Here is a 19,517-nt window from a genome sequence, read left to right on the forward strand (position 1 = left end):
CCCGCTCACGCGTCAACCGTCGACGGCCCTGGTTAACCGACCGGTTCCGAGTCTCGAAGTCCATCGCATCCCCGTAGATCGGGTGTTGCGACGACTCCTAGAACTCAAGCTGGTGCGCGGGCCGTTCGCGGTTCACGGGATCAGGGCTTGCGGGCCACTCCGCCGAGGAGGTTGTGGGCTTCGGCGCTGGGGCGGCGCAGGAGGGGCCCGTCGGGCCACCAGTCGAAGAGGTAGGTCAGGCCCGGTTCGACCATCTCCAGGTCGCGGAACAGGGCGGCGATCTCCTCGCGGCGGCGGTAGTAGCAGCTGCCCATCATCTCGTTGAAGCGCGCCTGGGACGCGACCGCGAGCTCGGCGTGGGCGCTGCCGTCGTCCGGGTTGTACAGGTGCGAGATCGCGATGTAGGAGCCCGGCGCGAGTGCGTCGACGTAGGCCTGCATGATCCGGTTCGGGTCTTCGCCGTCGGTCACGTGGTGCAGCGTGTTGCACTGGATCAGCCCGACCGGCCTGCTCAGGTCGAGGTGCTTGGTGACCATCGGATCGCTCAGGATCGCCGCGGGGTCGCGGAGGTCGCCCATCGCGAAGTGGGTGTTCTCGTTCTCCTCCAGCAGCGCGCGGCCGTGCGCTGCCACCGACGGGTCGTTGTCCACGTAGACGACCGTGGCCTCGGCGTTGAGCCGCTGCGCCGCCTGGTGGGTGTTCTCCGCGGTGGGCAGGCCTGATCCCAGGTCGAGGAACTGGTCGATCTCGGCGCCACCGGCCATGAACCGGACGACGCGGATCAGCCAGGCCCGGCACAGCCTGCCGACCTCGATGGCCTCCGGCGCGATCTGCTGGATCTGCCGGAGGACCTGGCGGTCCACCTCGAAGTTGTCCTTGCCGCCCACGAATGCGTCGTAGACCCGCGCGATGCTGGGTTTGCTCGTGTCGATCTGCGGCCGGTCAACATCTGCCATGGAGTGGGTCCGCTCGGTCCGGGGTGGAAACGATCTAGCCCAGGGTAGGTCCCCGAGTTCTTTCGGTAAACACCTATCACTCCGCGTCGACGGCGATGTTCACGGACTGTTCAACGGCATCGGGCTCGGCGAAGGCCAGCAACCGGCGGCCCTCCTCCTCGAGCGCCTCCGCGTCGGGCAGCGCCCGGTAGGCGGTGATGTGCAGCGTCGCGGTGTCCCGTTTGCGGGTGATCTGCCAGGTGCCGTGCAGGAACCCGTCCACCAGGATCGTGCCGGGCAGCACCGCGTTCTTCACGCTGAACAGGCGTTTCCGGTCCTCGGGCGACATGACGCGGCCGCGGTCGTGGTGGGAGAGCAGCAGGTTGTCGAACGGTGGCAGGAAGCGCGGTGGGCTCGGCAGTTCCGGATCGGCCAGCTCGGCGTCGGGGAGGTCGAGCAGCTCGCGCCCGTTCTCGTCGCGGAAGCCGCGCAGGTCCATCCCGCGCACCACGTCCTTCAGCCCGCGCAGCCCGGACCAGGTCTGCACGTCCGCGACGGTGGCGGGGCCGAACGCGGCGAGGTAGCGGCGGAGCACCTCCTCGACCGGTGCCGCATCGGCGAGCGGGCGGCCGAGCCAGGTCTCGGCGGTGGCGTAGACGGGCTGACCGCTGCGGCCCCAGATCGCGCGCGGCGGGATCTGCACCAGCGGCAACAGGTTCCGCACCGCGAAGGCCAGGGCGGCCGGGGACCGGTCAGGCCAGCGCTCGGCGAGCAGCGGCCGCAGCTGGGCCGCGCTGCGGGGCTGCTCGTCCAGCAGCTTCCGGCCGATGGCGGTGAGCTCGTCCTCGTCGAGCCCGATGAGCTCGCTGCGGTGCTGGGTGTTGCTGCGCACGCCGCGATCCAGCAACGACTGCACCATCGGCCGCAGCAGCAAGCAGTCCTCGGCGGAGACCAGGTGCACCGTGCCGCGCATCAGCACGATGCGGACCACGCTGCGGTCCAGCAGCCGCTGGGCCAGGTCGTCGGGTTGGAAGGTGGTCAGCCGCGTCCACAGCCCGAAGTAGGGCGGGAACGGTGCTTGCGCCTGCATTCCGACCAGGTGCTCGACCGCCTCGATCGCGGACTTCCCGGATCGGCTCAGCAGCAGCTGCCGCTGCAGCGCGGTGCGGTTGAGCTGGCGCTGGGTGAGGACGGGCATGGATCTCCCGTTTCCGCCTCTCCGCGATTCACAGTGGTGGTTGCGTTGGGCGTTGATGTCGCGTTTTGCGGTTTCTTGTGGCTGGGTTGCGTCACGTTCCCCTGGGGTGCGGTTGAGATGTGCTGCGGTTGGCACAAAGTCACCCATCGCTCCTCCTTCCGCCTCCGGGACAGTACGTGGGCGCACCGACATGCGGCGGTGGCAGACTTACCGCGATGAGCGGAGCGGTTTTGGTCCTCGGGGGCCGCAGCGAGATCGGCATGGCGGTGGCCGAGCGCCTGGTCAAGCAGGGCCACGGCAAGGTCGTGCTGGCAGCGCGGCGGTCGGCGGACCTCGACGCCGAGGAGGCGGTGCTCCGCCAGGTGGGCGCGACCGAGGTGGCGCGGGCGGAGTTCGACGCGGACGACGTGAGCAGCCACGCCGAGCTGCTGCGCGGCATCGTCGACGAGCACGGGCCGATCGAGGTCGCGGTGACGGCCTTCGGCCTGCTCGGCGACCAGGAGCGCGCGGAGCGCGACGCGGCGCACGCGATCGAGATCGTGCACACCGACTACGTCGCGCACATCAGCGTGCTGACGCACCTCGCGAACCTGATGCGGGAGCGGGGAAGCGGCCGGATCGTGGTGTTCTCGTCGGTGGCCGGGGTGCGGGTGCGCCGCGCGAACTACGTGTACGGGTCGGCGAAGGCCGGGCTCGACGGGTTCGCCAGCGGGTTGTCGGACGCGCTGGTGGGCAGCGGGGTGGAACTGCTGATCGTGCGGCCGGGTTTCGTCATCGGGCGGATGACCACCGGCATGAGCCCGGCGCCGTGGTCGAGCACGCCGGACCAGGTCGCGGACGCGACCGTCAAGGCGCTGCGGCGCGGCCGCCGCGTGGTGTGGGTGCCGCCGATCCTGCGCTGGGTGTTCGCGGCGATGCGCCTGGTCCCGCAGGCGATCTGGCGCCGCATGCCGCGCTGATCACGCGAGACCGAGGACTTGCGCGTCGATCGCGAGGTGGTCGCGCAGCGCCGTGGTTCCGGTTGCGGTGAGGCGCACCGCGCGGCCGGTTCCGATCTTCTTGATCCAGCCGTTGGCGAGGAAGTTGCGCAGCAGGTGCGCTCCGGCGGTGCCAGCCAGGTGGGAGCGGCGCTCGGTCCAGTCCAGGCAGGGGCGGGCCAGCGGGCGCCGGGTGCTCCGGAGATCCGCCTCCGCTATCCCCAACGTGCCGGTCAGCCAGCTGAAACCGGTGTCGGTGACGGCGAATCCGTCGCTCTGGTCGAGCAGTCCGGCCGCGGTCATGCCGTCGGTGATCGCGACACCGAGGCGACCGGCCAGGTGGTCGTAGCAGGTGCGGCCGTTGGCCAGCGCCGCCGAGGCGCTGACCGCGCGCAGGCCGGTCGGCGGCTGCCGGGCCGGGCCGAGGTGGCTGATGAACGCTTCGAGGAGATCCGCCGCCTGCGCGTTCGCCAGCTGCACGTAGCGGTGCCGACCCTGGCGGCGTTCGGCGAGCAGGCCGCCCTCGACCAGCCGGTTCAGGTGTTCGCTGGCCGTCGACGCCGCGACCCCGGCGTGCCCGGCGAGCTCGGTCGCGGTCCACGCCCGCCCGTCGAGCAGCGCCAGGCAGAAGGCGGCCCTGGTCGGGTCGGCGAGCAGCGCGGCCAGCCTGGCCACATCGCGTTCGGTCCCGCCTCTCCGCGATTTTTCAGTGGTGGTTGCGTTCGGGAGGGATCGCGCGGTGGGCGGTTTCTTGTGGCCGGGTTGCATCACGGTCCCCTGAGGTGCGGTTGATCAGGACTCGACACGAGGGGTGTCACAGCCATTCTGCTGCGAGGACACTTCGGCGGGCACCGAAGCGTTCCGGCCCTACGGTGGCGGCATGCCGGGAGAATTCCACGCACTCCACCGGGCGGGATCGCCGCTGCTGCTGCCGAACGCCTGGGACTTCGCCTCCGCCGCAGCGCTGGTCGCCGAGGGCTTCGCGGCGATCGGCACCACCAGCCTCGGGGTGGCCGTCGCGCACGGTGAGCTGGACGCGGCGGGGCGCACCCGCGCGCAGACGGTCGAACTCGCCAGCAGGCTGGTCGAGCTACCTCGTCCGATCAGCGTCGACATCGAGCTGGGCTTCGGCGCCGCGGCCGAGGTCGCCGAGGAGCTCGCCGAGCTCGGCGTGGCCGGGATCAACCTGGAGGACGGTCTCGGCGACCTGCAGGAGCTCATCGGCGAGGTGAAGCGGCGCGCTCCCGATCTCTTCCTCAACGCGCGCACCGACACCTACTGGCTCGGCACCGCACCGTCGCTCAGCGACACGATCGATCGCGCGGTCCGGTACGCGGCGGCTGGTGCCGACGGCATCTTCGTGCCGGGCATGACCGCCGTCGACGACATCCGCGCGCTGGTGGATGCGGTGCGGGTCCCGGTCAACATCCTCTTCCAGCCCGGGCTCGACCTCGAAGAGCTCGCCGCGCTCGGCGTCCGGCGAGTGAGCACGGGCTCGCTGCTGTACCGCGCGGCGTTGCACGGTGCGATCACGACTGCTCGCGCCGTTCGCGATGGTTCGCCCGTGGCGGCGGGCGTGCCGGGCTATTCGGTTGTGCGGGACTACGCAGGTGGTCGGCGGCGCGGTTCCGGTGGCTTCCAGTGACCGCCGTCGGGTCCGGTCGGGTGCTCGACGCCGGCGCCGAGGTAGCTGCGGAACCAGTCGGCGGCCAGCTCCGCGACGCGGTCCAGCGCGCCGGGTTCCTCGAACAGGTGACCGGCGTGCGGCACGATCTCGATCTTGACGTCGGTCAGCGGCAGCGCGGTGAGCAGCTCGACCGCCTGGCGGTTGAGGTTGAGCACCTCGCGGTCGTCGCCGCCGACGATCAGCAGCGTCGGGGCCTGCACCGAATCCAGGCCCGTCCCGGCCAGGTCGGGGCGACCGCCGCGCGACACCACCGCGGCGACGCGGTCCGGCCGCCGCCCGGCGGCCTTCAGCGCGGCGGCGGCGCCGGTGCTGGCGCCGAACAGCCCGATCGGCATGCCCCTGGTGGCCGACCAGGCGTTCAGCTCGTCGATCGCGGGCACCAGGCGTTCGGTGAGCAGGTCGATGTCGAAGCGGAGCTCCTGGGTCCGCTGGTCGAACTTGGCCTCCTCCGGGGTGAGCAGGTCGAGCAGCATGGTGCCGAACCCGGCGTCCTGCAGGGATTCGGCGACGGCGCGGTTGCGGGGGCTGTGCCGGGAACTCCCGGAACCGTGCGCGAACAGAACCACCGCCCGGGCAGGCGGTGGCACGACGAGATCCCCTTCGAGCTCTCCCGCAGGGGTTTTGACGATCACCGGCTCGGTCGCGACTTGAACCATGTGAGCCTCCTCCAGTTCCGCAGGCTCCGACTACCCCGGACCGCGAAACCCGACACGTGGCGGAGGCCCGGCGGGGTCGCCGTCAATTTCGTACGAAATTGACGTTCACCCGGGTGATGGTCAATTTCGTACGAAATTGACACCGACCTGGTGTTTCAGTGCGGTGGAGCGCTCACGTCTGTGGGTGCGGAGGCTCGGTGTTCACCAGTCCGAGTCGCGGGTGGTGGCGTTGCCGAGGGTCATCGCCAGGCGGTTGGTCCAGGCCGTCATGGCCGCCACCGCGATCAGGTCGCGGACGCCTTCGACGCTCACGCCGGCCGCGCGCAGGCGGCTGATGTGCTCGGCGGTCAGCGCCGTCGGCGTGGGAGCCAGCGCGGCGGCCGCGTCGACGATGGCGCGCTGGCGCTGGTCGGGCACCGCCGCCGGGCCCGCCTCCGCCAGGGCCACCGAGGTCACCAGGTCGTCGGACAGCTCGACCTGGCGGCGGCCGTGGACGCCGGAGGACAGCGCGCACCCGGTGCGCAGGGAGGCCGCGAGCGCGGCCAGCTCCCGCTCGGCGGCGGCCAGCTCACCCGGGTCGGTCATGATCGCGTTGTAGAGCGCGCTGCACGCCTCCAGGGCCTCCGGGTCGTGCTGCAGCGCCACGTCGAAGGAGTCCGCCTCCACCCACGGCACCCAGCGCATCTGCGGGAACGCCTCGCCGGGCGTCGGCAGCTCGCAGCCGTCCGCGGTCGATCCGACGGCGATGGTGTTCGCCGGTTCCGCGCACGGTCCGGCGTCGGCCTCCTCGACCAGCTGAAGCCCGCGCAGCAACCGGATCCGGAAGCTGGTGGCCGCGACCACCTGGGCGGCCGCCACGACCTGCGCCGTGCTGAAGCCCTGCTCGCGCAGCTCGCCGATCTCGGCGACGCTCACGTCGGCCGGGTCCAGAGCGACCTGCTCGCAGTGCGCGAGAAGCGCCTGCTGCGCCTCGGACAGCTCGGCCCATCGCTCGGTGTCCTGGACGACCTCGGCGGATCCCTCGCCCGCCAGCGCGTCGAGCTCGGCCGCCAGTTCGTCGTCCGGCTGGTCGTTCACCAGCGCGACGCGCAGCGCGATCCGGGCCCGGTCGGCCCGGTCGAGGGCGGCCAGGTCGGCCGGGCGGAGCACGGCGGCGTCGACGTTCGCGGTCAGCTCGCGCACGTCCGGTCGGAGCACGGCCAGCACCGATTCGGCGCGGACACTGCTTGCGGTCGTCATAAGCATCCTCGTCCGGTTGAACGGCTTTCCGCGGGTAGTTTCCACGGCCCGCGCGTCCGGGTGATCACGAGGGGTCCTAGCCCTCGGCGAGGGTGACCGCGCGGCAGGCCAGGTGCAGTGCGAGGCGTTCGTCGCGATGGCTGAGATCGACCGCGAGGAGTCGTTCGATCCGCTCGATGCGCGCGGCGACCGTGTTGCGGTGCACGCCGAGGACCGCGGCGGTCTCCGCGATGGAGGACTCCGCGTCCAGGTAGGCGGCCAGGGTGCGGAGCAGGTCGCCGGGCTGGCCGCGCAGCGGTGCGATGAGCGTGCGGGCGGCGGGTTCGAAGGTGTCGGTGCGGGTCCACTCCAGCAGCAGCTGGGCCATGCCGAGCTGGTCGACGTGCAGGAAGCGGCCCGATTCGGGGCGGGTCCGGGCCATCCGCGCGGCGTCGGTGGCCTCGGCGATCGTGGTCGCCAGCCCTTCGGCCTGCGGGTGCGGGCGGCCGACTCCCACGTGCACGTCCAGGGTTCGCCGGAGTTCGCGGGTGGCGGCGCGCAGCTGCGCGGCCAGCGATCGCACGCGGTCGGCCGTGGGTTCCTGCTCGAAGCTCGCCCAGCCGGTCCAGCCGTCGCCGTGCTCGACCACCACGGCCCCGACGCCCTCGGCGCGCAGCACCCGTTCGACCTCCCGGCTCCGCGCCACGGTGTCCACGGAGGACTGCGTGCCGATCCGGATGCCGATGTGCCAGCCACCGAGGCTCCAGCCCGCGTCGGCCGCTCGGCGGCGCAGGTCGGCGGTCGGCTCGTCGTCCAGGCGGAGGAGATCGGCGAGCAGCGCGGCCCGGGACCGGGCGTCGCGCTCCAGCTCGATCCGGTTGGTGAGCAGCCAGCGCTGCACCGCCGCGGCGGCGACCGACAGCGCAGGCGGCACGACGTCGGCGCGAGCGGCGCTGCGGCCGGGCAGCTCGGTGGCCAGCCAGAGCGTCGGGCGCGTCGTGTCCAGGAGCAGCACCGGGTGTGCGAGGAGGATGCCTTCGTCGAGCTGGGCGCGTTGCGGAACCGGTTCGTGCACGCGGACTTCGGCAGCGTGGGGGAGTTCTCCGGCGATCAGCGCGCCGCTGTCGTCGAGCAGGGCGACCGGTGCGTCCAGCAGGTCGCGCAAGGTCGTGACGACCTCCTCGGGCGGCCGGACGCGCGGGCCGAGCGCATCGTGGACGGCCAGCACCAGGTCCGCGCGGTCGAGCGCCGGTGCGGCCAGCAGCATCCGGGCCGAGATCAGCAGGTCCAGCGGAGGCGCGGTCGAGGTCAGCAGCGGGACGCCCAGCCGTTCGGCGAGCAAGCGGGTGGTCTCCAGCAGGCCGCCTTCCGGCAGCAGCACCCCGGCGCCGCCGGCGTCGGCGGTCCGGCGCAGCAGCGCGTCGATGCGCCAGTCGGTGGCGGGGATCGGCTGGACCACCACCACGAGCTCGCCGGGCTGGACGGAGTGCGCCATCGGCCGGGCCAGCTGCACGGGCCGGTCCACGTCGCCCGCCAGCACCCGGACCGACTCCCGCCAGTCCGGCAGCGCGAGCAGGCGGTGCACGCTGATGGTCATCGGCAGTCCCGCCTCTCCGCGATTTTCAGTGGTGGTTGCGTTCGGCGTCGCTCTCGCGTTTTGGCGGTTTCTTGTGGCTGGGTTGCATCACGGTCCCCTGAGGTGCGGTTGAGCAGGACTCCGGTTGACACAGGGGGTGTCATCGCCGCACCTCCAGCAGGACGGGGTCGGAGTCGATGCCGTAGGCGCGCGGCGCCAGCACTTGGCGGCGGCGCGGGTCGGTCCAGAACCCGGCGGCGGGCAGCTGCAGGACGGTGACCTCGACGCCGCGGCGGATGACGTCGCAGGGGATCGGCGCGCCGGTGCGGTGGTCGAGCACCGCGAGGACGTCCGGCGTGGACGCCACCGGCTCGCCGTCGCGCATCGCGAACAGGTACTCGTTCTCCATCTCCAGCCGGAGCAGCGATTGCGTCCGGTGATCCCGGACGGTCGCGCTGCCGCGGGCGAACGCGGTCCGGCCGTGCTCGCCGGGGCCCGGCCGCCGCGACACCTCCACCACCCGGCCCAGCCCAAGCACCCGCCCGCCGGTGGCCGCCGCGAGCTGCGCGGCATCCGCCGAAAGCGCTTGCCTGCCCAGGGAGAGCGCGGCGCTCACGGTGTCCGGGATCGCGCATTCCGGCAGCTCGGAGGCGCGGATCGGGGCCAGCGCGAGGACCGCCCAGCCGCCGGAACCGGCGAGGAAGGCGCGCGCGGTGCGCTCCACCTCGGTCGAGGTCGCCTCGGCGAGGACCAGCACCTGCCCGCCCGGCTCGGCCAGCACGACGGGCGTCAGCCCCTTGCCCGCGGCGGCGACGGAGAGCTGGTCGAGGCGGGGCACGCCGCGCCCCGAAAGGTCCGCGTCCACCACCGGAAGGCCCAGCTGGCCGCCCACGACCAGCGGCACGATCCCGTTGAGCCCGCCGACCTCGATCGAGACCAGCGCGTCGGCGCGGTGGCCGGTCCACCGCTCGATCGCGGCGAGGGCGTCCCGGAACTCCGCCCCGCTGGGCAGCTTCTCGGCGAACACCGCGGTCGCCCCGATCACTCCGATCGGCACCACCCGGGCATCGCCGGTCAACTCGCGGATCGGGGTGAGCGCGGCCCGGCGGCCGGCGGCGAGCCGCCCGCGCAGCAGTGCGGAGGCGGTCACCGTGTCGCCGCCACCACCGGATCCGAGCAGCGAAACGCCCCGTTCCAGCGCGGGCACGTCCGCAAGGCCGATCTGCACGCCCACAGCCTGCCCCATCAGCGCAAACCCGGCGCGGACGGGCTCAGCGAACGGTTCTGATCCGGTAGACCAGCACCGCACCGGCGATCGCGACGACCGAGGCGGCGGTGTAGAGCACCGGGTAGCCGCCGAGGTGCGCGACGATCGGCGCGGCGACGGCCGGGGCCAGCACCTGGGGGAGCGCGTTCGCGATGTTGATCACGCCGAGGTCCTTGCCGCGGTCCAGCGCGGCCGGGAGCACCTGGGTGATCAGCGCGAAGTCGACGGAGGTGTACGCGCCGAACCCGACGCCGAGGACCAGCGCCGCGACGACCGCGCTCGGCCAGGTCTGCCAGCCCGCGAGCAGGAAACCGGCGACGGCCATGATCACGCCGGACCAGGCCACGAAGGCGCGCCGGTTGGCGATCCGGTCCGACCAGATCCCGGCGGCCAGCACCGAGCCCAGCACGGTCACCGCGTTGATCGCGGTCAGGACCAGCACGCCGCCGCCCGGATCGGGCAGCCGCACCGCGTCCTTGAGGTAGAACAGCAGGTACAGCAACGTGATCGAGTTGCTGAGGTTGATCAGGAAGCGGGTCAGCCAGGCCCACGCGAAGTCGCGGTGGCGTCTGGGATCGAGCCAGAACCCGGCGAAGAACGCGCGCGGGCTCCACGGCGGGCGCAGCTCCGCCGGTAGCACCCGGTCCCGCCGCAGCAGCACGTACGGCACGGGCGCGAGCAGGACGAACACCGCGCACGCGAGGTATCCGCCGACGATCCCGCCGCCCGCGACCGCGAGCCCGGTGCCGGCCATGATCCCGATCGTCTGCGCGACCCCGAAGTACCCGCCCGCGGTGCCGCGGTGCCGCAGCGGCACCTGGTCCGGGATGGCCGCCGACAGCGCGGCGAACGGTGCGTTGAGCGCGGTCTGCACCAGGCACCACCCGGCGATCATGCCCACCACGCCCTGCGCCGCGGCCATCAGCAGCAGCCCGGCGACCCCGCCGAGCGTGCCCACCGCGACCCACGGGATCCGCCTGCCGAAGCGGGAAGCGGTGCGGTCCGAGAGCGCGCCCCAGAGCGGGTTGGCCAGCATCGAGAACAGCGCGCCGATCCCGGCCGCGAACGCGAGCACGGCTTCCTTGTCGCCCGGGGCGAACGCGTCGGCCTGCTTGGCGAGCAGGATCTGCAACGGCCCGTACCAGCCGACGAAGGTGCCGACCGTGGCCAGCGAGAACGCCAGCACCCAGCGGACCGGCACCCGTTCGGTCGGTTCGCCGAGGCCGTCGGCGGTCATCGCGATGCGGCGATCCGGTCGCGGTACCAGCCGAACGACGTCTTCGGGGTGCGCCGCTGGGTCGCGTAGTCGACGTGCACCAGCCCGAACCGCTTGGTGTATCCCTCCGCCCACTCGAAGTTGTCCAGCAGCGACCACACGTAGTACCCGCGCACGTCCACCCCGGCGTTCATCGCCGCGCGCACCGCTGCCAGGTGCTCGTCCAGGAACACGACGCGTTCCAGGTCGTCGCACCCGCCTGCGGCGTCGACGGTGTCGTCGTAGGCGCAGCCGTTCTCGGTGATCACCAGCGGTGGGAGGTGTTCGGCGTAGCGCTCGTGCAGCGTCGTCAAGACCTCGGTGAGGCCCTCCGGGGCGACGGCCCAGCCGAACGCGGTGCGCGGGAACCCCTGCGGCGCGAGGACTTCGAGCGGGACCGCGCCCTCGGTGGCCCGGACGGAGTTGATCGAGTAGTAGTTGACGCCCCACAGGTCCGGCGGCGCGTGGACGACCGCCAGGTCGCCCTCCCGCACGAACGGCTCGATGAGCGGTTCGAGCTCCGCGGGGTACCGGCCGAGCAGCACCGGGTCGGTGAACAGCCGGTTCTGCAGGACGTCGTAGAGCGCGGCCGCGTCGCGGTCGGCGTCGGAGTCGGTGTGCGGGCGCGCCGGGGCGTAGCTGGTGATCCCCATCAGCCGACCGCGGAGCACCTGCGCGGCGTGGCCGCTGGCCAGCAGCAGGTGGTGCACGACCCCGGCGGCCTCCTCCAGCGGCAGGGTCAGTCCCGGCGCGTGCTCGCCGGTGACGTGCCCGAGCGCGAAGTGCTCGAACATCTCGTTGATCGTGGACCAGGTGCCGACCCGGTCGCCCAGCCGTGCGGCGACGATCTCCGCGTACTCGGCGAACCGCGCGGCGGTGTCCCGCTGCTGCCAGCCGCCCGCGTCCTGCGCCCACTGCGGCAGGTCCCAGTGGAAGAGGTTCACCGCCGGGCTGATCCCGTTGTCCGCCAAGGAGTCCAGCAGCCGGTCGTAGAAGTCCAGCCCGGCCGGGTTCGGCCTTCCGGAGGCGTCGGGGACGATCCGCGACCAGGACACCGACAGCCGGTAGGAGTCGATTCCGAGGTCTGCCATCAGCGCCACGTCCTCGGCGAACCGGTGGTAGTGGTCGCAGGCGACGTCCCCGGTGGAGCCGTCCGCCGTGGTGCCCTCGGCGTGGGCGAAGGTGTCCCAGATCGACGGGGTGCGCCCGTCCTCGTTCGCAGCGCCCTCGACCTGGTAGGCCGCTGCGGCCACGCCCCAGGTGAAGTCAGGTGGAAAGCCCGTCATGAACCGCTCCTCCACGCAAAAACATGAAGACAATTCGGGTTCAGTCAGGGTGTCCTGGTCACCCGCCCGAGTCAAGAGGGCGCTCGCGGGTGGCGACGGCGCGGCCATCGCCACCCGCGCGGGTCAGATGTCCTCGACCGGGCGGAACTCGTGCGGCAGGCCGAAGGCCGCCGGGCCGAAGACGGCCAGTGCCTCCGGGGTGCGCATCAGCTCCGGCGTGGAGATGCCGATGACCGTGATCCGCTGGCCGTAGCGCAGGGATTCGGTGGTGATCGGCTCCGCCTGCTCGGCATCCAGCACGCACACCAGGTCCGGGACCACGCACCGCACCTCGCCGTCGACCAGCGCCACCAGGTTCTCGTTCTGGAACTCGATCTCCAGCTCGTGCTCGCCGTCGAAGGACACCGCCGCCGCGCGCCCGCGCGCGAACCCGGCCTCGGTGCGCCGCTCGACGTCGGAGACCTTGCCGCGGAACAGCACCCGCAGGTGCCCGTACAAGGTGCTCTTCAGCACCTCGCCGAGGTGCGCGACCGGATCGGCGTTGCGCTCGCGGGCCTCGCGGATGGCCTTGCCGACGGTGTGCGCCAGCGTGAGGGTGCGCGGGATGGCGGTGCGCTTCACCTCGGCCCCGCTCATCGAGTACTCGGCGATGTGCGCGACCCCGCCCAGCCGGATGGTGACGCCGCGCGCCAGCCACTCCATCCGGGCGTTGTCGGCGCCCGCGTCGATCACCGCCGTCTCGCCGCGCTCACCGGCCACCGCCATCGGCGACCCGGTCACGCCGTAGACCCCGAAGGTCTCCATCTGCAGCTCCGGGAACGCGCGGCCCATGCCGTCGGCGTCCACCACCGGCAGACCGGCGCGGGCCGCCACCACCAGCGGGATCATCGAGTTGATCCCGCCGCACTCGATCGGCATCGTCGCCGTCGCCTCGGCCCCGAGGTGGGCCTCCAGCGCCCGCAGCGCGGTGACCGCCTCCTCGCCGCTCGGGATCTTCTCGTGCACCACCGTGGGCGCACCCATCTGCGCCGTCGGGATCACCAGCGCCTCGTCGTCCACTTCGGACGGATCGAGCACGGTGACCGGCCCGGACTCGCGGATCGCCTGCTGCACCAGCAACCGGCCCACGTACGGGTCGCCGCCGCCCCCGGTGCCCAGCACGGCCGCGCCGCGGGCCAGGTCGGTCAGGTGCTCCTCGGTCAGCTGCCAGCTCACTGCCCGACCCCCACCGGGTCGATGTCGTAGCCGAAGTAGCGCGGCCCGGCCAGCTCCAGCCCCGCCGGGGTGTGCCAGCGCGGATCGGCGGGGGCGGCGATGATCGCGACCCGCTGGCCGAAGCGCATCGCCTCGGTGGTGATCGCCTCGCCGGATTCCCGGTCCAGGGTGCAGATCAGGTCCGGCACCGAGGCCAGCACGGTGCCGTCGCGCTCGGCGACGAGGTGCTCGTTCTGGAACCGCAGCACCAGCTCGGCGCCGGTGTCGCCGTCCATGCCGACCAGCCGCGCGTCACCGCGGGCGAAACCGGACACGGTGCGCCGCGAGACGTCGACGACCTTGCCGGTGAACAGCCGCCGCCCGCCCAACCGCTCGACCACGGCGTCCACCGGATCGCGGTGCTCGGCCTGCGCGGTGCGCACCAGCCGGCCCAGCTCCGCGCACAGCGTCAGGGTGCCCGGCACCAGGGACTCGCGGGCCTGCCCGCCGGTCATCGCGAAGCTGCTGATCATCGCCGAGCAGCCCATGTCGATGGTGACGCTGCGGGCGAGCCGCTCCGCCCAGTGGTTGTCCACGGTGTCCAGCACGCCGCGGTTGCCCTTCTCGTCGGCGATGGCCATCGGGGTGGCCTTGATGCCGTACAGCGTGGGCAGCACCATCTGGATCTCTGGGAACGCGCGGCCCATGCCGTCGGCGTCGATCAGCGGCAGGCCCAGCTGCGCCGCGGCGGCCACCGGGATCAGCGAGTTGACCCCGCCCGCCTCGGCGCACGCGATGTGCGTGAGCTCCTGGCCGAGGTAGTCGGCGAGGGTGCGGGCGGCCAGGCCGATCTGCTCGATCGACGGCAGCTTCTCGACCATCACGGTCGGCGCGCCCATCATCGCCACCGGCAGCACCGCGGCCTCCGGCGGCACTTCTTCCAGCGGTGTCAGGGAAACCGGGCCGTGCTCGCGCAGCGAGGCTCTGGCCAGCAGCCGGCCGATGTGCGGGTCGCCGCCACCGCCGGTGCCCAGGATGGCGGCGCCGCGGGCGATGTCGTCCAGGTCGGACAGTGCGATCTCGCGCATGATCACGCCTCCAGCTGCAGGTCGCCGACGGCCTTCACCCGGATCCGGGTCGCGTTGCCCGGCAGGTACGGGATGGGCACCTCGTCGAAGTCCACGATGTCCACGGTGGACGGGCTCGCGCCCGCGGCCACCGCCCGGTCGACCGCTTCCTGCTTGGCCTCGTCGACCACCGAATCGCGGCGGCCCGGCTCGATCGCGTACACCCGGTCCACCTCGCCGCCGATCTGCGCGATCGCGGCCCCGATGGCGTTGGCCACCGCGAAGTTCTGCGGCCGGTGCACCTCGCCCGCATCGCCCAGCTCGTCGGGCAGCAGCACCGAACCACCGCCGACGGCGACCACCGGCAGCGGCTCGGCGGAGGTCCGCATCCGCTCGACGGCGTCGGCGTTGTCCGCGGCGATGCGCTCCAGCGCGGCCCGGACCACGTCCTTGTCGAGGTGCTTGACCAGCTCCGGATCGCCGATCTCGGCGCGCCCGGCGGCCACCGCGATGTCCGTGGCGGTCAGCGTGTCACCGCCGAACACCAGGGCCTTCGAGGTCAGCTGGTATCCCACCGATTCCGGGCCGACGGCCCCGTCGCGCACCAGGCTGCCGCCGCCGATGCCGATCGACAGCACGTCCGGCATCCGGAAGTTGGTGCGGATCCCGGCGACGCTGACCGCGGTGGTCGCCTCGCGCGGGAAGCCCTGGTTGAGCACGCCCACATCGCTGGTGGTGCCGCCGACGTCGATCACCGCGCAGGTGTCCAGGCCGGAGAGCACGGCGGCCCCGCGCATCGAGTTGGTCGGGCCGGAGGCGAAGGTGGCCACCGGGTAGCGGCGGGCGAAGTCGACGTCCATCAGCGTGCCGTCGTTCTGGCTCAGGTACAGCGGCGCGGTGATGCCCGCACCGGCCACCGACGTGGCCAGGCCGTCCACGATGTTGGCCGCCAGCTCCCGCAGCGCGGCGTTGATGACCGTGGCGTTCTCCCGCTCCAGCAGGCCGATCCGGCCGATCTCGTGGGACAGCGAGATCGCCACGTCCGGCAGCTCGGCGGCGATCAGCTCCGCCGCCCGCTGCTCGAAGTCGTGGTTGACCGGGGAGAACACCGAGGTGATCGCGACGCTGCGCACCCCGTTGCGGCCCATGTCGTCGATGGCCTTGCGCAGTTCGGCCTCGTCCAGCTCGGCGATGTGCCTGCCGTCGAACTCGTGCCCGCCGTGGCACAGGTAGCTGCGCCCGGACACGGCGTCGACCAGCCGCTGCGGCCAGTCCACCATCGGCGGCAGCGACGCACCGGCGGGCAGGCTGAGCCGCACCGCGGCGGTCGGGGCGAGCCGGCGGGCCTCGATGAGGGCGTTGATGAAGTGCGTGGTGCCGATCATCACCGCGCGCACCCCGGCGGGGTCGAACGCGTGCTGCCGCTGGAGACCGTCGATGGCCGCGACGATCCCGGAAGTGACATCGGTGGTGGTGCTCATCTTCACCGCGGCGAGCACCTCGGTGCCGTCCAGCAGGACGGCGTCGGTGTTGGTGCCGCCGACGTCAATGCCGATGCGCAAGTCGGAACTCCTTTTCAGTGTGCGAGTGGCGATTTCGCGCGAAACCACCGGTTGCCCTGCGGGCAGGGTGGCGATTTCGCGCGAAATCGCCACCGCCCCGGACTCAGCCGACGGGAGTCCGCGCGGCGGTGCTGCCGACGCCGCGGACGAGGCCGAGCTTTCCGGCGACGACGTAGAGCACGAACGCGAGGACCAGCGAGTTGATGCTCGGCAGGCCGATCTCCACGAATCCGCCGACCAGCGCGGCGACCAGCCAGACGACCAGCGTCGCGGGCACCCAGTTCGGGGAGGACGCGGGGATCTCGCCGCGCGCCCGCGATGCTTCGAGCTCCCCGCGCCAGCGCCGCACGATGAAGTACTCGGCGACCATGATCCCGCCGATCGGCGGGAACGCCACCCCGAGCACGGTCAGGAAGCCGGTGAACTGGTCGAGGATGCCGACCGCGGCCAGCACGCTGCCGATCAGGCCGAACACCGCGGTCGCGATGCCGCGGTTGAGCTTCTTGCCGAACACCGTGCCGACGAAGTTCACCAGGCCCAGCCCGGAGGAGTACAGGTTCCAGTCGTTGATCTTCAGGGTGCCCGCGACGACGACCAGGATGCCGACCCAGCCGACCGAGGAGGTGACGATCGTGGTGATGTCGGCGGAGCGCACGGCGTGCGCGAGCAGCACCCCGGCCAGGCCGATCACGTACTCGCCGAGGGTGATGCCGACCAGCGTCTGCTTGACCACGTCGCCGACGGTGCGGTTGAAGCGGGTCATGTCGGGCGTGATCACCGCGCCGGTGATGAACCCGCCCGCGACCAGCGTGGTCCCCTCCAGCAGCGACAGCTGCGGGCCGGGCGGGGCGGAGGCCATCAGCGCGCCGAGGTCGTGCTGCGTGAGCTCCACCCCGATCGACCAGCCGACGAGCACCAGGAAGGCGGGCACGGTCACGTAGGCGACCCAGGCCATCGAGCGGAAACCGCGCAGCACGATCGCGGTGACCAGCAGGCCGAACACCAGCGCCCAGCCCCACTCGGGCAGGCCGCCGACCAGCGAGACCAGGCCCTTGGCCGACACCGCGGACTGGATGCCGAACCAGCCGATCAGGCTGATCGCGATGGCCAGCCCGATCAGCGCCGACCCGGCGCGGCCGAAGCCGGTCCAGCGCGCGAGCATCGAGGTGGACAGGCCTTCGCGGGCGCCGATGATCCCGACGAAGATCGCCACGACCTCCAGGATCACGGCACCGAGGGTCAGCGCGAGGAAGGCGTCCCAGAAGCTCATGCCGAAGCCGAGCGTGGCGCCGAGCAGGAACTGGCTCAGCGCCGAGACCTGGCCGAACCGCTGCACGGCCACCGACCACCAGGAGTAGCGGGCGTGGTCGGGCACTCTGGTCAGCGCGTAGTCGTCGACCCCGACGGACGAAGCCATGGCGAGCTCCTCGGATTGGCTCGGAGAGGCGGTTGGCGGACACCGTAAGCCCTGGTCAACCCGTCGTCAGTGGATGAACTGCACAGTTCGAGCGCAACGGCAGTGCATCGTGCACGGTCGCAGGTCAGGTCGTCGCCGGAACCGGTGGCGCAGGCAGCGGGGACGATGTCCGGCCCGGCTTGAGGAGCGCGGCGACCGCGAGGGCGCCGAGCGCGGTCAGGGCCGCGATCGCCCAGAGCAGGACCTGCCAGGACTCCGTGAGGTGCCCGGCCAGGACGTCGGGCGAGGGGCCGGTGAGCTTCCCGGTCGCCACCCGGCCGGCCTGCTCCGCGCCGATCCGCCCGGTCAGCAGGCTGATCAGGATCGATCCGAACAACGCCAGCACCAGCGTCTGGGAACCACCGCGCACGGTGTTGAGCAGTCCGGCGGCCATCCCGGCGCGCGACTGGTCGACCTGGTTCATCGCCTGCGCGTCGATCAACCCGCTCGCCAGGCCGACGCCGATGCCGATCGTCAGCAGCGGACCGAGCAGTTGCCACGCCTCGATGCCCGGGTGCAGCCGGGTCAGCCACGCGTTGCCCGCCGAGATCATCAGCAGCCCGGTGGCGATCAGCAGCCGCGGCGAGGTGCCCCGGTTCACCAGCCGGCTGCCCACCAGCGGCAGGACCAGCATCGGAGCCGTGGACATCAGCATGACCAGCCCGGAATCGCGCGCCGACAGCCCGTTCGCGCCCTGCAGGTAGGTGGGCAGGAACGAGGTCATCCCGCCGAAGCCCAGCACCATCACGACCCCGGCGAGCACCCAGCCGACGAACTGCCGGTTGCGCAGCAGGGACAGGTCCAGCAGCGGATGCGCGCTGCGCCGTTCGACGACCGCGAACGCGGCCAGCAGCCCGGCACCCGCGGCCAGCAGGCCGAGCACCAGCGGGCTGCCCCAGCCCGCCCGGGAGCTCTGGGTGATCGCGAACATCACCGAAGCGAGCCCGGCGATGAAGGTCACCGCGCCGAGCCGGTCGGCCCGCGGTCGGTGCGCGGCGCGCGACTCGCTCATCGCGAAAGTGCCTGCCAGCAGCAGGATCCCGGCTGCGGCGAAGGTGCCGAAGGTGGCCCGCCAGCCGAGCGATCCGACCAGCCAGCCGGCCAGCGTCGGACCGATCGCGAGCCCGATGCCCGCCGTGGTGCCCATCGCGGCGAACGCCTTGGTCCGCTCGGCGCCGGTGAACGTGGTCGCCAGGATGGCGCCGCCACCGGCCATCACCCCGGCCGCGCCGATGCCGGTCACGGTGCGGGCCACGTCCAGCACCAGGATGTTCGGGGTCAGTGCCGCGACGAAGCTGCCGAGCGTGAACGTCGCGGCGCCCAAGCGGTAGATCCGGCGCCGCCCGATCAGATCGCCGGCCGACCCGGCGACGAGCATGAACGACGACGCGGTGAGGAAGTACCCGGTCACCACCCACTGCAGCGCACCGCCGGAGGCGTTGAGCGCGGTCCCGATCTGCGGCAGCGCGACGGTGGTCCCGGACATCGACATCGGCAGCAGCAGGTAGCCGAGCAGCACGAACAGCAGGGTCAGCTTGTTCTTCACGGTCGGTCTCCTAGGCGGCGTAAGGCTCGGCGGTCCGCGCGGTGCGCAGGGCGCGCGCCCACCAGGAGAGCTGGGTCAGCATGCCCTTCGCGGCGGCGTTGCAGCCCGCGTCCAGCGGGACGCCGTTCTGGTCGAAGCGGTCCCAGGCGTTGTGGAAGCTGACGGTGTCGCGGACGGTCGTCGCGTGCAGTTCGGCGAAGACCAGCCGCAGCTGCTCGACGGCGCGCAGGCCGCCGCCCATCCCGCCGTAGGAGACGAAACCGACCGGCTTGGCCTGCCATTCCGCGCGGTAGAGGTCGATCGCGTTCTTCAGCGGGGCGGGGAAGCTGTGGTTGTACTCGGGGGTGACGACGACGTAGGCGTCGGCCGCGGCCAGCCGCCCGGCCAGCTCGGTGACGTGCGGGTCCGGTGCGGCGCCGAAGTCGATGACGGTGGGCAGCGGGATCTCGGCCAGGTCGATGACGTCGACGTCGCCGAACTCCTGCGCCTGCTCGGTGAACCAGTCGGCCACGGTCGGCCCGAAGCGGCCTTCGCGGTTGCTCGCGATGATCACGGCCAGTCGCAGTGCGGACATCTTCGCTCCTCGGATGCGTGCGGTGGAGGCTGACACGAGGTAAAGTACAACATGTAATGCACT

At 72.2% G+C, this 19,517-nt stretch carries 17 protein-coding genes; 2 read left to right on the forward strand and 15 right to left on the reverse strand.

Going from position 1 to position 19,517, the window contains the following annotated elements; translation table 11 throughout:
- Positions 1-140: 140 nt before the first annotated feature.
- Both OU416_RS38215 and OU416_RS38220 read right to left on the reverse strand, forming a co-directional pair.
- Positions 141-956, reverse strand: a complete 816-nt coding sequence (locus OU416_RS38215; RefSeq protein ID WP_270931980.1) for an SAM-dependent methyltransferase — start codon at positions 954-956, stop codon at positions 141-143.
- Between the two features lie 76 nt (positions 957-1,032).
- Positions 1,033-2,133 (reverse strand): winged helix DNA-binding domain-containing protein, encoded by a 1,101-nt coding sequence (locus OU416_RS38220; protein ID WP_270931981.1) that lies wholly within the window; start codon positions 2,131-2,133, stop codon positions 1,033-1,035.
- 215 nt (positions 2,134-2,348) lie between these two features.
- Here OU416_RS38220 and OU416_RS38225 point away from each other — a divergent pair, with 215 nt between their 5' ends.
- On the forward strand, positions 2,349-3,092 hold the full coding sequence (locus OU416_RS38225; RefSeq protein ID WP_270931982.1) for an SDR family NAD(P)-dependent oxidoreductase: 744 nt from the start codon (positions 2,349-2,351) through the stop codon (positions 3,090-3,092).
- Here OU416_RS38225 and OU416_RS38230 read toward each other — a convergent pair whose 3' ends face one another.
- Positions 3,093-3,785 (reverse strand): ArsR/SmtB family transcription factor, encoded by a 693-nt coding sequence (locus tag OU416_RS38230; protein ID WP_270931983.1) that lies wholly within the window; start codon positions 3,783-3,785, stop codon positions 3,093-3,095.
- Positions 3,786-3,990: 205 nt separating this feature from the next.
- On the opposite strand from OU416_RS38230, the gene OU416_RS38235 reads away from it, so the two are divergent.
- Positions 3,991-4,755, forward strand: coding sequence for an isocitrate lyase/PEP mutase family protein (locus OU416_RS38235; RefSeq protein WP_270931984.1), 765 nt, complete (start codon positions 3,991-3,993; stop codon positions 4,753-4,755).
- On the opposite strand, the gene OU416_RS38240 is transcribed toward OU416_RS38235, so the two are convergent.
- From OU416_RS38240 to OU416_RS38295, 12 genes are all read right to left on the reverse strand, one after another.
- Positions 4,713-5,453 (reverse strand): dienelactone hydrolase family protein, encoded by a 741-nt coding sequence (locus tag OU416_RS38240; protein ID WP_270931985.1) that lies wholly within the window; start codon positions 5,451-5,453, stop codon positions 4,713-4,715. The two genes, OU416_RS38235 and OU416_RS38240, sit on opposite strands and share 43 nt — an antisense overlap.
- Before the next feature lie 201 nt (positions 5,454-5,654).
- Positions 5,655-6,692 carry a peroxidase-related enzyme gene (locus tag OU416_RS38245; protein ID WP_270931986.1) on the reverse strand — a complete coding sequence of 346 codons (1,038 nt, stop codon included), beginning with the start codon at positions 6,690-6,692 and terminating at the stop codon, positions 5,655-5,657.
- Between the two features lie 76 nt (positions 6,693-6,768).
- Positions 6,769-8,268, reverse strand: coding sequence for a helix-turn-helix domain-containing protein (locus tag OU416_RS38250; RefSeq protein ID WP_270931987.1), 1,500 nt, complete (start codon positions 8,266-8,268; stop codon positions 6,769-6,771).
- A 139-nt stretch (positions 8,269-8,407) separates the two neighbouring features.
- Complete coding sequence (locus OU416_RS38255) at positions 8,408-9,475, reverse strand: DUF917 domain-containing protein (RefSeq protein ID WP_270931988.1); 1,068 nt, start codon at positions 9,473-9,475, stop codon at positions 8,408-8,410.
- Positions 9,476-9,518: 43 nt separating this feature from the next.
- Positions 9,519-10,751 carry an MFS transporter gene (locus OU416_RS38260; RefSeq protein WP_270931989.1) on the reverse strand — a complete coding sequence of 411 codons (1,233 nt, stop codon included), beginning with the start codon at positions 10,749-10,751 and terminating at the stop codon, positions 9,519-9,521.
- On the reverse strand, positions 10,748-12,055 hold the full coding sequence (locus tag OU416_RS38265) for a GH1 family beta-glucosidase (RefSeq protein WP_270931990.1): 1,308 nt from the start codon (positions 12,053-12,055) through the stop codon (positions 10,748-10,750). The genes OU416_RS38260 and OU416_RS38265 overlap by 4 nt, the downstream gene beginning before the upstream one ends.
- Positions 12,056-12,178: 123 nt before the next feature.
- Entirely contained in the window at positions 12,179-13,270 is a 1,092-nt protein-coding gene (locus OU416_RS38270) for a DUF917 domain-containing protein (protein WP_270931991.1), read from the reverse strand.
- The gene (locus OU416_RS38275) at positions 13,267-14,337 is read right to left on the reverse strand and encodes a DUF917 domain-containing protein (protein WP_270931992.1); all 1,071 of its coding nucleotides are present in this window, start codon (positions 14,335-14,337) and stop codon (positions 13,267-13,269) included. Before OU416_RS38275 ends, OU416_RS38270 begins: the two co-directional genes overlap by 4 nt.
- Positions 14,338-14,339: 2 nt before the next feature.
- Entirely contained in the window at positions 14,340-15,878 is a 1,539-nt protein-coding gene (locus OU416_RS38280) for a hydantoinase/oxoprolinase family protein (RefSeq protein ID WP_270931993.1), read from the reverse strand.
- Between the two features lie 103 nt (positions 15,879-15,981).
- Entirely contained in the window at positions 15,982-17,295 is a 1,314-nt protein-coding gene (locus tag OU416_RS38285; protein ID WP_270931994.1) for a purine-cytosine permease family protein, read from the reverse strand.
- Positions 17,296-17,419: 124 nt separating this feature from the next.
- Positions 17,420-18,880, reverse strand: coding sequence for an MFS transporter (locus OU416_RS38290; RefSeq protein WP_270931995.1), 1,461 nt, complete (start codon positions 18,878-18,880; stop codon positions 17,420-17,422).
- A 10-nt stretch (positions 18,881-18,890) separates the two neighbouring features.
- Complete coding sequence (locus tag OU416_RS38295; RefSeq protein ID WP_270931996.1) at positions 18,891-19,454, reverse strand: NADPH-dependent FMN reductase; 564 nt, start codon at positions 19,452-19,454, stop codon at positions 18,891-18,893.
- Positions 19,455-19,517 lie beyond the last annotated feature (63 nt).

It is taken from the genome of Saccharopolyspora indica (assembly GCF_027853965.1).
In the GTDB taxonomy this organism is placed as follows: Bacteria; Actinomycetota; Actinomycetes; order Mycobacteriales; family Pseudonocardiaceae; genus Saccharopolyspora; species Saccharopolyspora indica.

What these genes read in the sequence shown, in the direction of transcription:
- OU416_RS38225 (WP_270931982.1), top strand. Translation starts at nt 2,349, where the DNA reads ATGAGCGGAGCGGTTTTGGTCCTCGGGGGCCGCAGCGAGATCGGCATG.
- OU416_RS38265 (WP_270931990.1), bottom strand. Translation starts at nt 12,055, where the DNA reads ATGACGGGCTTTCCACCTGACTTCACCTGGGGCGTGGCCGCAGCGGCC.
- OU416_RS38240 (WP_270931985.1), bottom strand. Translation starts at nt 5,453, where the DNA reads ATGGTTCAAGTCGCGACCGAGCCGGTGATCGTCAAAACCCCTGCGGGA.
- OU416_RS38260 (WP_270931989.1), bottom strand. Translation starts at nt 10,751, where the DNA reads ATGACCGCCGACGGCCTCGGCGAACCGACCGAACGGGTGCCGGTCCGC.
- OU416_RS38235 (WP_270931984.1), top strand. Translation starts at nt 3,991, where the DNA reads ATGCCGGGAGAATTCCACGCACTCCACCGGGCGGGATCGCCGCTGCTG.
- OU416_RS38250 (WP_270931987.1), bottom strand. Translation starts at nt 8,268, where the DNA reads ATGACCATCAGCGTGCACCGCCTGCTCGCGCTGCCGGACTGGCGGGAG.
- OU416_RS38275 (WP_270931992.1), bottom strand. Translation starts at nt 14,337, where the DNA reads ATGCGCGAGATCGCACTGTCCGACCTGGACGACATCGCCCGCGGCGCC.
- OU416_RS38295 (WP_270931996.1), bottom strand. Translation starts at nt 19,454, where the DNA reads ATGTCCGCACTGCGACTGGCCGTGATCATCGCGAGCAACCGCGAAGGC.
- OU416_RS38220 (WP_270931981.1), bottom strand. Translation starts at nt 2,133, where the DNA reads ATGCCCGTCCTCACCCAGCGCCAGCTCAACCGCACCGCGCTGCAGCGG.
- OU416_RS38245 (WP_270931986.1), bottom strand. Translation starts at nt 6,692, where the DNA reads ATGACGACCGCAAGCAGTGTCCGCGCCGAATCGGTGCTGGCCGTGCTC.
- OU416_RS38285 (WP_270931994.1), bottom strand. Translation starts at nt 17,295, where the DNA reads ATGGCTTCGTCCGTCGGGGTCGACGACTACGCGCTGACCAGAGTGCCC.
- OU416_RS38215 (WP_270931980.1), bottom strand. Translation starts at nt 956, where the DNA reads ATGGCAGATGTTGACCGGCCGCAGATCGACACGAGCAAACCCAGCATC.